The following is a 20,100-nucleotide window of genomic DNA, read 5'->3' on the forward strand; positions in this document are numbered from 1 at the left end:
TCAGGCGAGGCCCATGCTGCGGTAGATGTGGCGGAGGTCGACGTTTTCGCGTACGATGTCCGCCAGCCGGTTCAGGCTGTGTTCGAGGTTGCAGACGGTGAGGTTTTTCCCGGCGGGGCAGAGTCCGGAGAGTGTGCGGATGCGGTCGATGTAGGCGCGGCGGAAGTCGTCGTCGTCGAAGAGGCCGTGGAGGTAGGTGGCCCAGATGCGGTCGGTGCCGTAGCCGCAGGGCGAGCCGTCTTCCCGGAAGAAGAGAGGGGGGCATGTTTCTTTGGCCGTGGAGATGCCGTGGTGGATTTCGTAGCCGGATGTGGGTACGCCGAGCGGGGTGCGGGCCCGGGCGATGTTGAGGAGGGTTTTTTCCGAGGCGAAGGCGGTGGCGAGGTCGAGCAGGCCGAGGGCGGGGTGGGTGGCGTGTTCGGTTTCGAGGCGGTGGGGGTCGTCGATGCGCTGGCCGAGCATTTGCAGGCCGCCGCAGATGCCGAGGATGTGGCCGCCTTTGGCGGCATGGCCGAGGATGAGGTCGGCGAGTCCGGCTTCGCAGATGGCGCGGTAGTCGTGGACGACGTTTTTGGTGCCGGGGATGATGACGAGGTGGGGGGAGCCGAAGTCGGCGGCGGTGCGGACGGGGCGCAGGCGGATGTCCGGTTCGGCGGCGAGGGGGGCGAAGTCGGTGTGGTTGGAGATGTGGGGGAGGAGGAGGAGGGCGATGTCGAGGCGTTCGGCCTCGGGAGCGGGGTTGTCGGGGGCGAAGGTGAAGGCGGCGCGGTCTTCTTCCGGCAGGTTGATGCCCCGGATCATGGGGATGACTCCGAGGACGGGGGTGCCGGTGACGGTGCGGAGGTAGTCGTGGGCGGGGGCGAGGAGGGTAGAGTCTCCACGGAATTTGTTGACGAGAAATCCGGCCAGCAGGCGTTTTTCGGCGGGAGTGAAGGTCATCCACGTGCCGAGGAAGGAGGCGTAGACGCCGCCTCGGTCGATGTCTCCCGCGAGGAGGACGGCGGCTTGCGCGTGCATGGCCATGTTCATGTTGACGATGTCGGCGCGTTTGAGGTTGATTTCTCCGGGGCTTCCGGCTCCTTCGAGGATGACGGCTTCGTGTTCGGCGGCAAGGCTGTCGTAGGCCTGCCGGACGATGGGCCAGAGTTCGCGTTTGGAGGTGAAGTATTCGCGGGCGGTGCGGTGCCCGGTGGGGTGCCCGAGGACGACGACCTGCGATCCCATGTCGGAATGGGGTTTGAGGAGGACGGGGTTCATGCGGGCGTCCGGGTCGAGGCGGCAGGCGGCGGCCTGGACAATTTGGGCGCGGCCCATTTCTTCCCCGAGGGCCGTGACTCCGGAGTTGAGGGCCATGTTTTGGGCCTTGAAGGGGGCGACGTCGTAGCCGTCCTGCAGGAGGATGCGGCAGAAGGCGGCGGTGAGGATGCTTTTTCCGGCATCGGAGCAGGTGCCCTGCAGCATGAGGGCCGGAGTGCGGCGCGGGCGGCGCAGAGAGGGGGCTTCGATGCGCGGTTGCGGGGGGGCGATGCAGGCGTACAGGGCTGCGGCGAGGGTGTCGATGTCTGCATGGGAGCGGACGGCGGCGCGGTACCACGGTTCTTGGTCGAGGCTGCGGTAGTTGGAGCAGTCGCGCAGGGCGGTGCAGTGTTCGCGCAGGAGGGTGCCGATGAGGTCGGCGGGGGCATTCGTCCAGCGGAAGAGGATGTAGTTGGCGGCGGAGGGGTATGTTTCGATGCCCGGGAGGGTGCGGAGCTGCGCGTCGAGGTGTTCGCGGCGGGCGCGGGTGAGTTCTCGCTGTTCGGCTGCGAACGCGGCCGTTTCCGGGGAGCTGAAGATGGCGACGGCTGCGGCGATGGAGGCGGCGCCGATGCTCCACGGCGGAAGTGCATCGCGCAGGGCGGCGATGATGCGGGGGGATGCGGCCGCGTATCCGGTGCGGATGCCGGCCATGCCGTAGAATTTGGTGAGGGAGCGGAGGACGATGAGGTTGTTCCGGGTGGGGGCGGCGGTGAGGAGGCTGTGCTGTTCTCCGGCGAAGTCGATGAAGGCTTCGTCGATGATCCAGACGGTGCCGGGAGTGGCATCGATGGCGCGAAGGATGCTGCCGGGCGGGAGGATGGCTCCGGCGGGGTTGCCGGGGTTGGCGAGGAAGATGCAGCCGCCGAGCGGTGCATGGGCGGCGATAGAGTCGAGGTCGGGGAGGAATCCTGTGTCCGGTGAGGTGTATTCGTGCCGGACGGGGATGTCCGCGCGGCGGCAGGCGAGTTCGTATTCGCTGAAGGCGGGCTGGATGATGAGGGCTTCGGCAGGGGCGAGGATGCGCGGGAGGGCGTGGATGTGTTCGTTGCTGCCGTTGCCGAAGAGGATGCAATCCTGAGGGATGCCGAGGTGCGCCGAGGCGGCGGCGCAGGCATCTTCGGCATAGGGGGAGGGGTAGGCGACGGCGCGGTCGAGGCTTTGGAGGACGGCTCCTCTCAGGAAGTCGGGCATGCCTTCGGGACGGACGTTGACGCTGAAGTCGAGGAGGTTTTCCGGGGAGGTTCCGGCGCGGGCGGCGAGGGCGAGGAGGTTGCCGCCGTGGGCGTCGGCGTCGGGAGGAGTGTTCATGGTTCGGTCGGTTCGGAGAGGAGGTGGAGGAGTTGCCGGGCGCAGTCGTCCGGGGTGGCGGCCGTGGTGTCGATGGAGGTGCAGCAGGGTATGCCCCGGTGGATGGTGTCCATTTGCCGGAGGGCGTGGGGGAGATCCGGGGGGCGGTCGGTGCGGGTCGTTTCGCGGCGGACGAGGGTTTCCCGGTCGCAATGGACGCGGACGGTGTGGAGAGGGACGGAGCCGAGGCGGCGGCGGAGGTCGTGTATCCAGTCCGGGTTTTCTCCGATGACGTGGTCGGCGATGACGCAGGCTCCGGCGCGGGCGGCGGCGGCCAATGCGGCGTGGTAGGCTTCGACGAGGGGGAGGCCGGAGGCGTCCAGCGTGCCGGTGAGGGTGCTGGAGGCGGTGCCGCAGGCCGGGAGAAAGTCGTCCACGGAGAAGATCATGACGGGCCGGGGCGAGAGGCGGCGGAGGGCTTGCGCGAGCGTGGTTTTGCCTGCGCTGGATGGGCCGTTCAGCAGGATGATTTTTCCTTGGAGGCGGGCGGCTGTTTCCGGGGTGGGGAGGGGCTGCGCCCAGTACAGGTGGATGTATCCGGCGCGGATGTTGCCGTGGGAGATTCCGTCGCGGCAGGCGGAACCGTCCCGCCCCGTCCATGTGTAGAGCGAAGGGTAGTCGCGGTGGTGTTCGATGGAGGACCAGTGGAATTCATGCCCGCGCAGGGTGGTGCGTTCGAGGCCGAGGGGGGAAGTTCCGGGGATGGAGACTTCACGGTAGCCGAGGGAGCGGAGTGCGGAACCCATGCGGGCGGTGGCGTCGAGGATGCCGCTCATGGGCCATTCCGTGCCGTCCGGGGTGACGAGGGTGCGGCAGAGGTACATGTAGCCGCCGCATTCGGCGAAGATTTCCTTGCCTCCATCGGCATGCTGCCGGAGGGCGCGGCGCATGGCTTCGTTGGCGGAGAGTTCGCGGGCGAAGGTTTCGGGGTAGCCGCCGCCGAGGTAGACGGCGTCCGTTCCTGCGGGCAGGGCGGTGTCGTGAAGGGGGGAGAAGGGAAGGATTTCCCAGCCGAGCTGTTCAAGGCGGGAGAGGTTGTCGTCGTAGTAAAAGCAGAAGGCGCGGTCGCGGGCGACGGCGAGGCGGCGGCGCGTGCCGGATGATGCCTGAACGGGGTGAGCGGGTTTCGGGCGCGGAAGGCGGGTCAGTTCCAGCAGGGCGTCGAGGTCGACGGACTGTTCGGCGGCATCGGCCAGAGTGTCGTACCAGTCGCTGCCGCACGGGGTTTCTTCGGCGGGGACGAGGCCGAGCTGTCGGGAGTCGAGAGCCCATGAAGCGTTGTGCGGGATGGCTCCGAGGAGTGGCGGAAGGTGGTCGCGACGGAGGGCCTCGGCCAGAATCCGCGTATGAGAGGGGCTGCCGACGCGGTTCGCGATGATTCCCGCGATGCGGAGTCCGGGGTGGTAGTGGGCGTATCCTGCGACGAGGGCGGAGATGGAGGCGGCCATGCCTTTGGCCGGGACGACGAGGATGACGGGCAGGCCGAGGGCGAGGGCGCAATCCGCCGTGCTGCCGGAGAGGTCGCCGGGGGCGCGGCTGTCGAACAGTCCCATGACTCCTTCGCAAAGAACGACATCCGCCGAGGCGGCATGCCGTTGCCAGACGGAGCGGACACCTTCGCGGCCCATCATCCATGTGTCGATGTTGAGGGAGGGACGGCCTGTAGCCTGCCGGTGGAAGGAGGGGTCGATGTAGTCCGGCCCGCATTTGAATCCCTGGACGGAGAGTCCGCGCCGCACCAGCGCACGCATGAGGGCGAGCGCGACGGTGGTTTTGCCGCCGCCGGAGTGGGGGGCGGCGAGGCAGAATCCGTGGAAGGGTTTGCTGTCCGGTTGCGGAGGCATGGGGGAGATTACATTTTCGGAGCCACAGATTTCACGGATTTTCACAGATTGTTGATAATAAATTAAATATAATTTATTCAGATTTTAATATGATCCGATTTCCTGTTTTTTCATGAAATCATCTGTGAAGATCTGTGCCATCTGTGGCTTTTTTCTTATTCCTTTTCGAGATATTTTTCCTGATAGCCCCGGGCTTCGTAGAGGGTGTCGCCGCTGCGTCTGGTGCGGGGGCCGCCGATGAGGATGAGGCTGGACATGTCCACCCGGTCGCAGGGGAATTCGGCGAGGGTGCCGATCCACGCGGATTCCTGCGGGCGTCCGGCATGGCGCACGATGGCGCAGAGGGTTTCCGCACCCCGGGCTTCAGTGAAGCGGGCGACGGCTTCTTCCATGAGGTGGCGGCGTTTGCGTCCGGCGGGGTTGTAGAGGACGGCGGGGAGGGCGGTGTGGACGGTGTGGGTGAGGTTGCGCCGGACTTCTTCGGTGGGGACGAGGAGGTCGGAAAGGCTGATGAGGTGGTAGCCGTTTTGCAGGGGGGCGCCGAGGCGGGCCGCCGCGAGGCTGGCAGCGGTGATGCCGGGGAGGACGCGGATGACGACTTCGGCGAATGGGGGTTCGTTGTCCCGGAGTTCGTAGAGGAGTCCGGCCATGGCGAGGACGCCGGGGTCTCCGGAGCAGACCATGCATACTTCCTTGCCTTCGGCTGCGGCGGCGAGTGCATCGCGGCAGCGGGCGACTTCGCCGAGCATGCCGTTCTGGATGAGCGGTTTCCCGGCGATTTCATCGCGGATGAAGTCGAGGTATTTGGTGTATCCGGCGACGATGTCGCAGCGGCGGATCGCATCGGAGACTTCGGGAGTGATGTGGGCAGGGGAGCCGGAGCCGAGGCCGACGACGGTGATGCGGCCGCAGGCGGGTGCAGGGGCGCGGGAGCCGTGCGGGATGGAGGCGAGGGAGAGGGTGATGCCTTCGTATTTGGTTTTCGGAACGGCGACGTGACCGCCGGAGGCGAGGATGGCTGCGGCTTCGGCGACGGAGGGGATGCCGATTTTTTCCTGTACGGTCGAGGATGGGGTGGGTGTGTCGATGGCCGCGAGGCGGTCGCGTTCAAAGACGGAGAGCGGGAGGCCGTGTTCTTCGGCAAGGGCGAGGATGGCGGGTTCGTCGGCCTTGAGGTCGCAGGTGGCGATGGAGGCTATTTGCTGCGGTGCGAGGCCGTGGCGTTGGAGGAGGTCGCGCAGGGCGGCGCACAGGGTGCTTGCCGGGGTGTCTTTTTTGCAGCCGATGCCGAGGACGAAGGCGGCTTCATCGATGAGGAGGGTGCGGGGAGGGATGGAGGCCGGGTCGAGCCGGGAGCCCCAGACGACGAGGTGTTCTCCGGGCTGCCGGGTGGCGGGGGCGCCTGTGCGGACGTTCGGAGCATTTTCCCACAGGGCTGCGATGGCTGCCGGGGCGGAGAGGAGGATGGGGGAGCCGTCGAGCAGGGCGGCATTGAGTTCCTTGACGGCATCCGGGTTGAGGATGCGGGCGCGGTGTTGTGCGGCGGTTTCGTCGAAGGAGGGGATACCGCGCGAGTCGGTGGCGGTGCTGACGACGGCCTGTCCCCCGGTGATGCGGGCGAGGCGGCGGCAGAGGCGATTGGCTCCGCCGAGGTGGCCGGAGACGAGGCTGATGAGGTGGGAGCCGCTTTCGGTGCAGGAGACGACGGCAGGGTCGGTGGTTTTGTCACGCAGGAGAGGAGCGATTTTGCGGACGGCGATGCCCGTCGCTCCGATGAAGATGTGGGCGGTGTAGCGCCGCCAGTTGTGTTCCAGCCGGGAGTCGAGTTCTTCGGAGGCGACGACGGATGCGCCGAAGTGTGCGCCTGCCGGGCGGGTGGTGAAGATGTCCGCATGGTCGAGTGCGGCGGCGAGTTCGGCGGCGCGGGCGAGACCTTTTTCGGTGAATGCGTAGATGGCGCAGTTGCCTGCGTATTGTTCGCCGGGCAGGTTGTTGCGGTAGCCGTGGCTGAAGCTGCGGTCGTAGAGTTTGGAGCGGTTGCCGTGGGCATCGAGGGCTTTGCCGACGAGGATGAGGGCCTGCCTGCCGATGCCGCTTTCTTCCGCCTGCCGCCCCATGGTGGCGATGGTGCCGCGCAGGATGCGTTCTTCCGGCCACGAGGCGCGGTAGACGATGGCGGCGGGGGTGTCGTCCGGGAGTCCGGTCTGCCGGAGTTGTTCCATGAGGTCGGAGGCGTTGCCCATGCTGAGGTAGAAGGCGAGGGTGGCTCCGGTGCGTGCGAAGGCTTCGACGCTTTCGCCGGATGGCATCGGGGTGCGGCCCGGCGTGCGGGTGAGGATGAGGCTCTGGCTGACGCCGGGGTAGGTGAGTTCCGCCTTGAGGGCGGCGGCGGCGGCAAAGACGCTGCTGACGCCGGGGACGATGACGGGGGTGATGCCGCGTTCGGCGAGGCCTTCGATTTGTTCGGCGATGGCTCCGTACATGGAGGGGTCTCCGGTGTGGAGTCGGACAACGAGTTTGCCATTCAGGGCGGCTTCGCTCATGGCGTCAACCTGTTCGCCGAGGTCCATTTTCGCACTGTCGAGGAGGGTGCAGCCGGAGGGGCAGCGCGTCAGGTGGTCCGGGTTGACGAGGGATCCGGCATAGACGACGAGGTCGGCGCGGCGCAGGAGGTCGCCGCCGCGTTCGGTGATGAGGTCGGAGGCTCCGGGGCCTGCCCCGATGAAGTGGACGATGGGAGGTGGCGTGGTCATGCTTGGGAGAAGGTGTGGATGTAGATGCGGTGCAGGGGCTTGTAGTGGGTGTATTGCCCGGCGATGGGGGAGGAGGTGGCGATGTCGATGCTGGCGGAGCCGAGGCGGAGTTCGGGCCGCCAGTTGTGGAGGATGTGTTCGGCTTCGAGGGTGACGGCGGAGGCTGCAAGGATGCCGCCGGGGCGGAGTCGCGCGATGCAGGCATCAAGGATGCCGGCGAGTTCACGTCCGCCGCCGCCGATGAAGATGCGGTCGGGGGCGGGCAGGAGATCGAGGTCGGCAGGCGCCGTGCCGCAGACGGCGGCGTAGCGGATGGCGGAGAGGTTTTCGCGGTTACGGCGGATGTCGTTCAACCTGTTTTCGTTTTTTTCGAGGCCGTAAACGTCCAATCCGGGGCGGAGTGCGGCGGCTTCCAGTCCGATGGAGCCGCTGCCCGCGCCGATGTCCCAGAGGACTCCCCATGCCGGGAGGCGGAGGCGGGAGAGGATGACGGCGCGTACGTCTTCCTGCGTGATGAGGTTGTTTTCCTTGCTGTATGAGGCGTTGTTCAGCCCGAGGGGGAGGATGGGGGCTGCTGCGGCGGTGTCCGCAGGCAGGAGGAGGAGGATGGAGGTGGGTGAGGCGGTTTCTTCCGCGAGGGTGGAGATGGTGCCGCGTGTGATGCGTTCGCCGGGCGTGCCGAGGTTTTCCGCGAGGATGGCGGGGCGTTCTGCGCAGGCGGGATGGTGGCCGAGGCAGGCGCGGGCGATGCCTGCGGCGGTGTGGCGGGTGCCACCGTAAACGGCGGCGAGGGTGCAGGAGAGGATTTCCCGGAGGGGGATGGTTTCCTGATGGTGCGCGCTGAAGTGCCGGGCTTCGTCCCAGGGGAGGCCGAGGCGGTGGAAGAGGGTCTGGAAGGCAGTGACGCCGGGTACGAAGGTGACGGGGATTCCCTGTTTGTTCAGGGAGAGGATGGTGCCGCCGATACCGTGGTAGAGGGCGTCTCCGGAAGCGAGGATGAGGATGTTTTGGCCGAATGCTGCTGCGGCGAGGGCTTCGGCGGCTTTGCTGCGGGCATCGGCTCCGAGGAGGATGCTTTTGCCTTCCGGCAGGTTCAGGGCGGCAAGCAGGCGTGCGGAACCATAGACGAGATCGGCCTGAGCGGCAGCGTGCCGGAGGCGGGGATCGGCGGCGGGGTCGTCGATGCCGCAGGAGTGGACGGTTACGGGTGGCATGGTTCGGCAGGGGCGGGGTGTTCGAGGAGGAAGGTGCCGTCGAAGTCGAAGACGAGGAGGCGCGTGCGGAGCGCGGGTGCGTGGAGGGCGAAGCAGGCGGAGGCCTGTTCGCAGAAGTCGGCGAGGAGGGGGAGCCTGTCCTGCAGGGAGACGCAGGCGAGGGCTTGCCGGACGGAGGCACAGGAGAGGATGGCTCGTTCCTGTTCGGCGGTGGTTCGGTGGTGCCTCCGCAGGGTGGCGAGGAAGAGCTGCATGTCCTGTTCCTTGCGGTGGGCGTGGGTGTTGGCGTATCCGGCGGCGTATTTGCAGAGTTTGCCGGGCATGCAGGCGACGACGGCGGTGCGGATGCCGGATTGTTCGGCGGCGGCGAGGCTGTCTGCGATGAAGTCGCCGATGCAGGTGAAGTTTTCCGGAGGAAGGTGGGGGAGGCGTGCCTGTGCGGCGGTCTGGGTGCGGCCTCCGGTGCAGTAGACGACGGTGTCCGCGCCACGCAGGGCGGCGGAGCGGGTGCAGATGCGGATGGTGGCGATGTAGGCTTCGTGGCTGAAGGGGCGCACGACGCCCGTGGTGCCGAGGACGGAGAGGCCGCCGACGATGCCGAGGCGGCTGTTGAGGGTTTTCGCGGCGAGTTCTTCGCCTCGTTCGATGGAGAGTTCGGCGAGGATGCAGCCGCAGGAGTATCCGGCGGCGCGGAGGTTGTCCGCGATCATGCGGCGGGGGCCGGCGTTGATGGCCCAGCGGTTTTGTTCGCAGTCGAGGCCGGGCAGGGTGCAGAGGCCGATGCCTCCGCTGGCGCGCAGGATGAGTGAGCCGCTGCCGATGGAGAGGAGGTAGTCGTGCGGTTCCGCTTCGTGCGGGGCGGCGGGGCGCACTGTGGCGCGGATGAGGGCTCCGTGGGTGCAGTCGGGGTCGTCCCCTCCGTCCTTCACGATGGAGGCGATGCCCGGCTGCCATGAGGCAAGGGGGAGTGTGCGCCGGAGTCCGTCCGGAAAGAGGAGGGGGTAGGAAAGGGCGGATGCTGTGCGGGTGAGGCCGTCTTCCAGAGCCTGCCATGCTGCGGAGATGGCGGCGGCAGCGCAGGCTCCCGTCGAATATCCGTAGCGGAGGGGTTGTCCGGAGGCGGCAGGCATGGTGTCAGGCGCTTTCGATGATGGCGTGCAGGGTGGTGACGGCGAGTGCGCTGCCTCCCCGGCGGCCTTCGAGGACGATCTGGGGGACGCCGCAGAGGGCGAGGAGCTGTTTGGATTCGACGACGTTGACGAATCCGACGGGCATGCCGACGACGAGGGCGGGGCGCACGCCTTCTTCGAGGATGTAGCGTGCAATGCGGGCGAGCGAGAGGGGGGCGTTGCCGATGAGGACGATGCAGCCGTCGAGGATGGGGCGCGCTTTTTCGGCGGCGCAGATGGCGCGGGTGCGGTGGGTGGCGGCAGCCTGCGCGGCGATGTCTTCATCGCTGATGTGGCAATGGATGTCGTCGCGGGTGTAGGCCGGGTTCAGGCGGCGGAGGCGGTCGAGGGAGAGTCCGGCGCGGATCATGTTGGAATCGCAGAAGACGGGGGCTTTTGCACTCAGTGCGGCGAGGCCGCTTTCGATGGGGTTGTGGCGGAAGACGAGGCTTTCCGCGATCCGGGTGTCTGCCGTGGTGTGGATGAGCCTCCGGGCGACGCGCCATGCGGGGAGGGGCATTTCCGCGTGCTGCGGGCATTCGCGTTCGATGGTGCGGAAGCTTTCCGCCTCGATTTCGGCGGCATTCATGTCCCAGCGTATGTCGGGGTAGTCTTGCATCGGTTCAGGGATGGGTGTAGTGGATGAAGAGGGCGGTGAGGGTGATGAGGATGGCGGTGCCGATGAGGCGGGAGAGCTGCATGCCGAGGACGATGGTGAAGGCTTCCCGTGCCGGGAAGATGCCGAGGGCGGAGGGCAGGTTGCGGCGTAGGGTGCGGATGGGGTTGCCGACCATGCTGCCGACGAGCATGGCGAGCAGGATTTGAGGGTTGGTGACGGCCCCCATGTCGCGCAGGCCTGCGGCGACGGTGGCAGACTGGACGAGGCCGCCGATCTGGGCGAAGACGATGCCCATCAGTTCGGAGGGGAAGATGCGGTGTACCCAGTCCGGTGCGTGGCGTTCCCAGAATTCGAAGAGTCCCTGTTTCGTGAGCCATTCGATGAAGAGCATCAGCGGGATGGTGAGGCAGAGCATGCGGAAGAGGATGGTGCCGACGCGGCGGCAGCCCATGCCGAAGGCGGCTTTCCACGGGAGGGCCTGCGGTTGTTCGTCCGGCGGGGCGGTTTCGGCAGTGGGCGTTTCTTCGTCGCTGCGGCGGCGGAGGGTGCGGCGCCTGTTCCACAGCAGCACGCAGAGGATGAACATGAGGCCGACGGTGAACTGGCCGCCGAAGTAGAAGATGCCGGGGATGCCGATGGCTCCGATGACGGGGTAGACGACGCGCAGCGAATGGGAGACGTAGGCGAGGTAGCTGTTGGCCATGCCTCCGGCGATGAGGGCGGAGCGGTTGATTTTCCCTTCCGCATGGCTGGCGACGAGCATGCTGTTGGCGGCGGCGTTGGAGTACAGGGCCGTGGGCATGGCGACGCTGACGATGGGGGGCAGGCGCATGGCGCGGGCGAAGCCGCCGAGGATGTAGCCGAAGACGAGGTGCCAGCGGCGGGCTTCGATGATGCTGCCGATCATGGCGGCGATGCCGACCATGAGGAGGAGGCTGCCGATGGTATCGAGGCGGTCGAGGATGTTGTCCCAGAAGGCCGTTTCGCTGTCGGCGGGGGCGGCTTTCTTGTGGTGGCGTTTTTTCGGCGGCTGGGCGGAGGGTTCGGCCGCACCGGGAGCCGTGGCGCCGGCCTTGCCATGGTGTTTGCCTGCTTCGGCAGGTTTGGCTTCAGAAGAAGGGGCTGCAACCATCGTTGCCGAAGCGCGTTTCATGCCGCCCATGCCTTCGGATGCGGGCATGATGAGGATCAGCCAGGCGGATGCGGCGAGAGAGAGCGCCAGCCAGAGCCAGTGCCATTTGCTTTTCCACGGCGGGAGGCGTCTGGAGCGTTTGCCTTTCATTTTTTCTTCACCAGCATGAGGGAGAGGTAGGCTTCAGGCCGGTCGAGGATTTCCTCGCTGTTCGTGGAGATGTACTGTTCGGGCATGCCGAGCCGTTCGCCATAGACGATTTCGATGCCGGGCTCGTGCCGGAGGCGTTCGAGAAGAGCGTTGCGGCTGCGGTAGGTTTTCATCAGCACGGTGGTGGTGCCGGAGGGGAATTCGAGGTCGTCCGCCGTTTCGCTGCGGAAGGCAGGGACGATGCGGAGCTGCTCCCCGTTTTCCACCATGATGGTTTGGGAGACGGCGGAGAGGGTGCAAAAGGAGGTGATGCCGGGTACGACTTCCGTGGGCAGGCCGGGATGGTCGGCCTTCAGTTTTTGCAGGACGTAGCCGAAGGTGCTGTACGTCATCGCATCGCCGAGGGTCGCGAAGGCGCAGTTGCGGCCTTGCGCGAGTTCGGCGGAGATGGCGGCGGCGTTTTCGTCGATCTGCCGCTGCCGTGTTTCGGGGTCGCGCGACATGCTGAAGACGAGAGGGCGGACTTCTCCGCGTACGCCGCCGAGGGATTGGACGATGGCTTCGGAGATGCTGGTTTCCGTGTTGGGGCCGGTGACGGTGTAGATGATGTCCACCGAGCGCAGCACATTGGCAGCGCGAAGGGTGAGGTATTCAGGGTGGCCGGGGCCGATACCGACTCCGTAGAAGGTGCCTGTTTTCATGCGTGTATGAGGGAAGGGAAACGGAAAGCTTTCACAAGAAGAGAAGCGGAAGGTGGGGAAGACGGCAGACTGCGAAAAGTGCAGAGGCTCGTACCGGGCAAAGAGGTCGGTGCAACAAAAGGAGGGGCAAGGCCCCGGATGGTCGACGGTTCAATCATGCGTTGAAGTTTTCGGTGGTTCACCTCAGGCATTGGATATTCGGACTCCGGGCTTCATGCCTTCCTCCCGCCTTCACCCGGAAGATGTTCCGGATTGGCTTTCGTGCCTGTGTTGCACAATGGGAGGTTGTATCCCGTTACCGCAGCGCGACTGTTTCCGATTTTCACGGAATTCCCCGTTGCCGCAGGCAATGTAGTCGAAACAAGTCTCCAAGTCAAGGTGAGATATCTGGGGCAATACACGAAAGACGGGCTTATTCGGAAAATTTTGAAAGCAATTGCTCATGTTTACGGCTTGTTTTCAATTTTGTTATTGTCGATTGATTGTTGAATGACAATACATGCATCATGTATCGTTTAAGTTGAGATTTGATGATTTACAAAAAATTCATCGTATAATACCTAATTATAATAAAGTAAAATTGCATTGAGAATATTCCAAAAATACAAAAAATTAACAAATAAAGCATATTAAATTATTGGTAATATTAATATTATAAATGTTTTTATTTTTTGCTTTGACAACAGGATTCATTATTTGTTATATAGCTCGGCGTCATGAGATCAATGATGAAAACGGGGTTGTTATTCCTTGTTGCTACCGGATCGGCAGGCTATGCCGCCGATCAGGATAATCTGCAATATTACTGGGATTTTACGACTCCTCCTACTGCCACAACGACCAATCCTGTACGGATTGACCCTGCCAAAAGCGTGAACCAAATCGGGATCAACCGTTTTGTTGACGGAACCAACTCGACTGTCTACCATCAGACGGGCGGTGCATTCGGCGGAGGTTATATCGCCGCCAATGCAGCCAATGCCGGATATAACAACTTTCACGTATATTATGGCATGGAGTCGTACATCAATATGACGACCGGTTTTTCCATTTCCATGCAGGTCAGGAACGACAAGAACGCCAGTTTCAACACTTCCGGCGTGTCCTTTTCGATGGTGTTCGGCAGCAACGACGACGCCACATTCCGTATTACGAACAATGCGATCGCTCTGGGCGGCTACACGGGCAGCTGGACCTACACGGGCGCGGCAGGCATCGTGGATAACGGAGCTTCCTGGCAATCCGTCGTCCTGTCGGTGAATGGCAGCGGAGCCAATGCCGGTATCATGTCGGTGTATGTGGACGGCAACCTGTTTGCAACCTCTTCGGCTGCCTTTACGTCGCGCATGAACGGCGGTGTGACCAAATTTGCCATCGGTGGCAAACTGGCGGACAATTATCAGGAAACGCGCACGGACGCCTCCGATCTCGCTTTCTGGAATACGGCTTTGTCGGCTCAGGATGCTGCTTTCCTGAAAGACCATGCCGCTGACCAGCTCGGCGTCATTCCCGAACCGGCCACGGCTTCCCTCGGATTGCTGGGCAGCCTGATGCTCATGCTTCGCCGCCGCCGTTCCTGAACACGAGCTAATCATCCTTGAATGAGAAAAGGCTGCCTCACGCAAAGAGGCAGCTTTTTTTGCTTCGCAGGGATTACAGAACGATTTCCTCCCCTGTGCCCATGTACCGCACCTTGTTGTCCATCATGGCATGCAATTGCTCGAAAGGCGTCCAGCCCCGTGCAGTGGCAGGTATGGTACACGGTCGGAAGCTTGCACAGGTGGGAAGACAATCCTTCCCAAACGGACGGCTCGACGCTTTTCCCCGTACGGGGGGTGAGCAGATGGAAGCCGCCGATGACCCGGTCGGGAACGATTCCCGTTCTCTGTTCGCATTGTTCAAGAATATTGAGAATCCCACAGTGTGAACATCCGGTAAAAAGTACATTTACCCCTCCGTCGGATACCATCAGATTCTGTTCGTGAAGAAAAGTGTCCCGGACATATTCTTCTCCGTGCTTGACGGACAGAGTCGAGTTCGATTCTGGAACCCACTCTTTTTTTCCCTCCACGCAGGACAGAAGCCGGAGTTCTCGATCAATGGTAAGATCGCCTTGGAGTTTCACGAGGCAGGAATGGCGCTCCAATTCTCTGTCGAGGCCGATGAAGGCATAGCCCTGCGGCTTTCTGGAATAGAAATCTCCGAAAGCTCCAGCTTGCACATACACGGGAGCCTTTTCATTTTTATCGAGGAAGGTACGGAGGCCTCCTCCATGATCATAATGCCCGTGGGAAAGAATAGCCAGATCGACTCCGGACAAGTCGATCCCGAGCGCACAGGCGTTTTCCCAGAAATCGGAACCTGTTCCCATATCGAAAATGACCTTGTGCGATGCTGTTTCCAGATAAAAGCTAAGGCCGAATTCGCTTTTCAGGCATTCCGTTTCAGACGTGTTTTCTATCAGGCATACAACCCTCATCGTTTTTCCGGTTGACTCGGAAAATATAACGTTTCACTGCATGGAACGAAAGACGAAAGGGAGGCATTCCAATGGTTCGAGCTTGTTTTGCACCATAAAAGAGGCTGTCTCATTGGTTTGAGACAGCCTCTTTTTATGGGCAGGTAAATGGCAGTAATGCCATGAGAGAATCGATAATCTTCAGGAGTGGCCGGCATCGGCGGCTGCCGGAGCGGAAACGGGCACCATGTCGTCAACCGTCTCGAGAGCATGGCGCAGGAAAATGCGACGAATGCCTTCCATCTCACCCAGTCCTTTGAGGTGGGCCTTGACGTTGAAACCTTCTTTTTTCAGGATGCTGGCCCAGGAATCTTCGTCGCTGCCGACGAGATCGTTGTTGGCATGGTCTCCGGCGACGATCATGAAGGGGGCGAGCCAGACGGTTTTGACACCTTTGTTCTTCAATTCCTGCAAGGCGCGTTCCAAAGAGTAGGTACCTTCGACGGTGGCCATGAAGGTGAGGGAGTCGCGGCGCTGCAATTCGTCGCGCACGGCGGCAAGGACGAGGTCGGCCCGGCCGTGCTGCTGCCCGTGGGCCATGTACAGGACGGCTTCGTCGGGACGGCGTTCTTTCGGCAGTTCTTCGGCGAGCGTCTGCACGACGCCATCGAGATCCGCATGGCTTTCAAGCAGCGGACGGCCGAGCAGGACGCGGTCGAAGGCTTGCGGATGGGCATCGATATAGTTCTGGACGGTTCGCTCCATTTCGGAGAATTCTTCACCAGCTGCCATGTGGAGCGACTGGATGCGTATGTTGCGGACTCCCTGCCGGGAAAGGTTGTCGAGGCTTTCGCGGATGGAAGGCACGGGCTTGCCTTGCTTGGCCAGCTTCTTGCGGATGATGTCCGAAGTGTAGGACCAGTGAATGCGGTCTTTGGAAAAGGAGGGCTGGAAGGTTTCTTCCGTCTTGTCGTAGGAGACGCGGGCTTTGCCGTAGCTGGTACCGAAAGCGACGAGAAGAATTCCATCGTTCATGGGTGGAGGTGGTGTGGCGGCGAAAGAGGCAGGGAATATCATGAGTGCAGCGCTCATGCCCAGGGCCAGATTGCGGGTTAATGTCATGTCGGTGATGTGGTTTGGCTGTCCGCATGGCTGTACTTTCCCCGATTCGGATATTTCGAATACAGGTGCGGTTGTGATACCGCAGAATGCTCAATCATGCGTTGAATATGGATGGGGCGTGGTGCCCCAGGCGACGGATATTCGGACTTCTGGTTTCAAACCTTCCTCCCGCCTTCACCCGGCATGTGTCCGGATTGGCTTTCACGATTTGCATCGCGATGAGAGGTCGTAACCAGTTACCGCAGCGCGACTGTTCCTGATTTTCACAGGATTCCCCGTTGCTGCGGGCATGATAGCGAACACGTATAAAGGCGTCAAGCGGGAATTCATGAAATAAAAACAATCTTACACGCACGTGTAACCCGGCGATAACGAATACAATTGATAGTCTATTGATGGAACGGTAAAAAGGCAATTCTTCCTTGTATGCCTTCCTTTTGGAAACACACGCAGGAAAGGATCGCCGGGAACGGTTGATTCGTGACGTTCTTTCGTTTTTTGGCTTCCGGTCGGCATGTTTTCTGTGATACACTATGACTAATATGATATCGCGTATTTTGTTTGGAACTCTATTGATGGCTACCATGGCCCATGCCCAGGCTCCGGCCGGGGATAACTCACCCGAAACCAAACCGGCCCGCCGAGAGGCCTCCGAAAAAAATACGGCACGCAGCAAAGCTCTGTATCCCCGGACGCAGGAATCCATCAACAAAACCATTGCCGCCATTCAGGCCAAGAAAGGAAGTGGGAATCTTGCCGAAGCGCAGGAGGCCGTCAATGCCTTGAACGTGTACCGCTACCTGTGTGGAGTGCCTTTTTCCGTCAAGGTGAACGCATCCATGTGTTCTCAAGCGCAGTCTGCCGCTGATGCCTGTGCTGCCAAAGGAACGCTCTCCCACTCGCTCGGAGCCTACACCGACCAGTGCAATCTGGCTGCAGCCAGCGGCAATCTGCCGATGGTGAACACAGTACACATTTACATGGATGATGCCGGCGCGAACAACCGTGAAGTGCGCGGGCACAGGCAACATTGTTTGAAATATGGTCTGACGTCTACCGGATTCGGTAAACAGAAGGGGTTCGGCGCCATGAGGGTCATGTTGGGAAGAGGTGCAAAAATGCCTAAAATGAAACGTGGATGGAGCTATCCCGGCAACGGATTCTACCCTGCCGCCTGGATGAAAGGCAACGGATGGAGCTATTACGCTCCGGCCGGAATTTCGATGAAAAAAGCGAACGTCACCATGTGGAAACTGGCCCAGCCGCCCACCAAGGTTCCTACGCCGAGCGAATTGCAACAGGCGCAAAAAATTTCGATGGGCAGTGTCTTCACGCATGATGGGCAAATCGTGTTCGAACCCGGCATTCAGACTCCTGAAGGCATTTACTGGGTAGAGATCAAGGCCGGTAATTTCTCGGATAAATACGTTGTCGAATTTTTCTGACAGACGACGGCCAGTGCGGGCTGACTGCTTATTCTCTTGCAGATTGTTGGCTGTTAGAATAGAATAGCATCCGGTACATGAGTACGTTGAAACACAAGTGGACGGATAGCAAGGGCATCGCCTGCTTCGGCGCATGGGAAAAAGTAGTCTGGGGCATTGCCATTCTCTGGTGCCTCTCCTTTACGATACTGGCTTTTCCCGATTTTTCGGAAGATGCCCCCGGACTGGCTGCTCTGATCGTAGGGTTCGACAAATACCTTCCCGTCTTCTTCCTGATCGAATATATCCTTCGCATTGCCGTGTCGCAGTCGCGGTTGCGGTACATCTTCAGCTTCATGGGACTCATCGACCTCGTGGTTTGCCTTCCGGCCCTTCTGCCTCTGCTGGGAGTGGACGAGGCCAACGTCCTGTACTCCCTGCGCATTGTCGAATTGTTCTGCATCTTCAAAATCGTCCGGTTCAACAGGATATTCGCTCCTTTCGCCCAGATATTCAAATCTATCAGCAAGGAACTGTATATTTTCTTCGGACTGTTCTTCTTCCTGCATTACTTCTTCGCCATGGGCATCTATATGGCCGAAAGGAAGGCGCAGCCGGAAGTATTCTCCTCGCTTCTGGACGGTTTCTGGTTCGCAGCAGTCTCCTTGACGACGACGGGATACGGCGATGTGGTGCCCGTTACGGTCCTAGGCAAGGTATTCAGCGGTTGCATGCTGGTACTTGGCGTCGCCGTCGTCGCGGTACCCACGGCACTCATCACCTCGGCAACGACGCGGCTGTGGCAGAGCCGTAAACTGGATATGATCGAAAAGGCGGCCAAACAGGCATCCATCGCCGCAAACGCACAATTGACCGCTTCGGGCACCGACCCGAAACCGGCACAGCCTTCCCAGTCTGCTCCCCAGGCAAAGGCACCTGCCGTGCATCAGGCCAAATAAAGCCTGCATGAACGTGATATTGCTTGACCTTGACACATATATCGTCTAGGCTCCCTGACCCTGCATGTCCACGAATCTTACGCGCAATTTTTCGATCATCGCCCATATCGACCACGGCAAAACGACTCTGTCCGACCGCCTGCTGGAATATACCAATACGATCTCCGACCGTCAAAAGCAGGACCAGCTTCTCGATGCCATGGATCTCGAACGGGAAAAGGGCATCACCATCAAATCCCATCCCGTGACGATGCACTACCGGGCGAAGGATGGTAAAACATACAAACTTAACCTGCTGGACACCCCCGGCCACGTGGACTTCTCCTACGAAGTCTCCCGCTCGCTCGCCGCTTGCGAAGGCGCGATTCTCATCGTCGACGCTGCGCAGGGCGTGGAAGCCCAAACGCTGGCGAACATGCACCTTGCCATGGACCAGGGGCTGACCATTGTCCCCGTCATCAACAAGATCGACCTTCCCAGCGCCAACCTTCCCGGCGTCTACCGCCAGCTCGAAGACGTCGTCTGCATCCCGCGCGAAGAAGCCATCAAGGCATCCGCCAAAACGGGAGTCGGCATCGAAGACATTCTTGAAGCCATCGTCACGCGCATGCCACCGCCTCGCGAAAGCGAAGACAATCTCCTGCGTGCGCTGGTATTCGACTCCGTGTACGACGCCTATCGAGGCGTCGTCTCCTATGTGCGCGTCGTCTCGGGACAAGTCAAGCGAGGTATGCGCGTGCGCCTGTTCGCCACGGACGAAACCTATGAAGTCAAGGAAGTCGGCGTCTTCACACCGAAAATGCAGCGGACGGACACCCTTGAAACGGGAGATGTGGGCTACATCATCGCCAACATGAAATCGGCGGCCGACGTCAAGATCGGCGACACCTACACGGACACCGCCAATCCTTGCAAAGAACCGCTGGCCGGCTTCAAGGAAATCCACCCGATGGTCTTCTCGGGCATCTACCCCGTCGACTCCTCGGACTTTGAAGCACTCAAGGCCGCCATGGCCAAGCTCCAGATCAACGACGCGGCCTTCACCTACTCCGCAGAATCCTCCATCGCTCTCGGCTTCGGTTTCCGCTGCGGCTTCCTCGGCCTCCTGCACATGGAAATCATTCAGGAACGCCTCCGCCGCGAGTTCAACATGGACGTGATCTCCACGTACCCCTCCGTCATCTATGAAGTGACGCGCACGGACGGCGAAGAAATGCTCGTGGACAACCCGAGCATCCTGCCGGAACCGCAGGAAATTCAGGAAATCCGCGAACCGCTCGTCCGCGTCTTCATCATGATCCCCGGCGACTACATCGGCGACGTGATGCAGCTCATCCTCGAAAAACGCGGCGCTGTCGAACACACCGAAACCATCGACGATACCCGCGTGATGATCACCGGCACGCTGCCTCTGGCGGAAATCCTCGTCGACTTCAACGACAAGCTCAAATCCATGACACGCGGCTACGGCTCCATGGACTATGAACATGCAGGCTACCGCGCCGCCAACCTCATCAAAATGGACATGATGATCGCCGGGGAACCGGTGGATGCCTTCTCGATGATCGTCCACCGCGACAAGGCGGAAAGCCGGGGCCGCGAACTGGCGACCAAACTCAAGGACGTCATCCCCAAGCAGCTCTTCACCGTGGCCATTCAGGCCTGCATCGGCGGCAAAATCATCGCCCGTGAAAGCATCTCCGCCATGCGCAAAAACGTGACGGCCAAATGCTACGGCGGCGACGTGACCCGAAAGCGTAAACTCCTCGAAAAGCAGAAGGAAGGCAAAAAGCGCATGAAAGCCATCGGCCGCGTCAACATCCCTCAGGAAGCCTTCATTCGCGTGCTCAAGAGTGGCGACTGATTGCGTGGCATACGCCTTTGAACAAAAAAGAGCAGGGACTTGATG

At 61.6% G+C, this 20,100-nt stretch carries 14 protein-coding genes and 2 riboswitches; of the genes, 4 read left to right on the plus strand and 10 right to left on the minus strand.

Annotated features, from left to right (window positions below; translation table 11 throughout):
- The 8 genes from PYTT_RS12420 to cobI form a co-directional block, all read right to left on the minus strand.
- Entirely contained in the window at positions 1-2,607 is a 2,607-nt protein-coding gene (locus tag PYTT_RS12420) for a cobyric acid synthase (RefSeq protein ID WP_067775993.1), read from the minus strand.
- The gene (locus PYTT_RS12425) at positions 2,604-4,490 is read right to left on the minus strand and encodes a cobyrinic acid a,c-diamide synthase CobB (protein ID WP_071133537.1); all 1,887 of its coding nucleotides are present in this window, start codon (positions 4,488-4,490) and stop codon (positions 2,604-2,606) included. The genes PYTT_RS12420 and PYTT_RS12425 overlap by 4 nt, the downstream gene beginning before the upstream one ends.
- A gap of 155 nt (positions 4,491-4,645) precedes the next feature.
- The gene (gene cobM, locus PYTT_RS12430; RefSeq protein WP_067775085.1) at positions 4,646-7,243 is read right to left on the minus strand and encodes a precorrin-4 C(11)-methyltransferase; all 2,598 of its coding nucleotides are present in this window, start codon (positions 7,241-7,243) and stop codon (positions 4,646-4,648) included.
- The gene (locus PYTT_RS12435) at positions 7,240-8,457 is read right to left on the minus strand and encodes a bifunctional cobalt-precorrin-7 (C(5))-methyltransferase/cobalt-precorrin-6B (C(15))-methyltransferase (RefSeq protein ID WP_067775082.1); all 1,218 of its coding nucleotides are present in this window, start codon (positions 8,455-8,457) and stop codon (positions 7,240-7,242) included. Before PYTT_RS12435 ends, cobM begins: the two co-directional genes overlap by 4 nt.
- A complete protein-coding gene (gene cbiD / locus PYTT_RS12440) occupies positions 8,445-9,587 on the minus strand; it encodes a cobalt-precorrin-5B (C(1))-methyltransferase CbiD (protein WP_067775079.1) in 1,143 nt (380 codons plus the stop codon). Before cbiD ends, PYTT_RS12435 begins: the two co-directional genes overlap by 13 nt.
- 4 nt (positions 9,588-9,591) lie before the next feature.
- Positions 9,592-10,245, minus strand: coding sequence for a precorrin-8X methylmutase (locus PYTT_RS12445; protein WP_067775076.1), 654 nt, complete (start codon positions 10,243-10,245; stop codon positions 9,592-9,594).
- Positions 10,246-10,249: 4 nt separating this feature from the next.
- Positions 10,250-11,527: a hypothetical protein gene (locus tag PYTT_RS12450; protein ID WP_067775073.1), complete on the minus strand. Its 1,278-nt coding sequence runs from the start codon at positions 11,525-11,527 to the stop codon at positions 10,250-10,252.
- Positions 11,524-12,228, minus strand: coding sequence for a precorrin-2 C(20)-methyltransferase (gene cobI, locus PYTT_RS12455; protein WP_067775070.1), 705 nt, complete (start codon positions 12,226-12,228; stop codon positions 11,524-11,526). Before cobI ends, PYTT_RS12450 begins: the two co-directional genes overlap by 4 nt.
- 172 nt (positions 12,229-12,400) lie before the next feature.
- Positions 12,401-12,593: riboswitch (cobalamin riboswitch) on the minus strand.
- 375 nt (positions 12,594-12,968) lie between these two features.
- Here cobI and PYTT_RS12460 point away from each other — a divergent pair.
- Positions 12,969-13,808, plus strand: coding sequence for a LamG-like jellyroll fold domain-containing protein (locus tag PYTT_RS12460; RefSeq protein WP_141675786.1), 840 nt, complete (start codon positions 12,969-12,971; stop codon positions 13,806-13,808).
- An 11-nt stretch (positions 13,809-13,819) separates the two neighbouring features.
- On the opposite strand, the gene PYTT_RS12465 is transcribed toward PYTT_RS12460, so the two are convergent.
- Together PYTT_RS12465 and PYTT_RS12470 are read right to left on the minus strand one after the other, a co-directional pair.
- Complete coding sequence (locus tag PYTT_RS12465) at positions 13,820-14,707, minus strand: MBL fold metallo-hydrolase (protein ID WP_083076648.1); 888 nt, start codon at positions 14,705-14,707, stop codon at positions 13,820-13,822.
- Positions 14,708-14,887: 180 nt separating this feature from the next.
- The gene (locus PYTT_RS12470) at positions 14,888-15,808 is read right to left on the minus strand and encodes a sirohydrochlorin cobaltochelatase (protein ID WP_067775064.1); all 921 of its coding nucleotides are present in this window, start codon (positions 15,806-15,808) and stop codon (positions 14,888-14,890) included.
- A gap of 118 nt (positions 15,809-15,926) precedes the next feature.
- Positions 15,927-16,139, minus strand: a riboswitch (cobalamin riboswitch).
- A 244-nt stretch (positions 16,140-16,383) separates the two neighbouring features.
- On the opposite strand from PYTT_RS12470, the gene PYTT_RS12475 reads away from it, so the two are divergent.
- From PYTT_RS12475 to lepA, 3 genes are all read left to right on the plus strand, one after another.
- Positions 16,384-17,253 (plus strand): hypothetical protein, encoded by an 870-nt coding sequence (locus PYTT_RS12475; protein WP_071133519.1) that lies wholly within the window; start codon positions 16,384-16,386, stop codon positions 17,251-17,253.
- A gap of 77 nt (positions 17,254-17,330) precedes the next feature.
- On the plus strand, positions 17,331-18,191 hold the full coding sequence (locus tag PYTT_RS12480) for an ion transporter (RefSeq protein WP_067775057.1): 861 nt from the start codon (positions 17,331-17,333) through the stop codon (positions 18,189-18,191).
- A 64-nt stretch (positions 18,192-18,255) separates the two neighbouring features.
- Positions 18,256-20,055: a translation elongation factor 4 gene (gene lepA, locus PYTT_RS12485; protein WP_067775054.1), complete on the plus strand. Its 1,800-nt coding sequence runs from the start codon at positions 18,256-18,258 to the stop codon at positions 20,053-20,055.
- The last annotated feature ends 45 nt before the right edge of the window (positions 20,056-20,100 follow it).

It is taken from the genome of Neoakkermansia glycaniphila, assembly GCF_900097105.1.
Taxonomy (GTDB): Bacteria; Verrucomicrobiota; Verrucomicrobiia; order Verrucomicrobiales; family Akkermansiaceae; genus Akkermansia; species Akkermansia glycaniphila.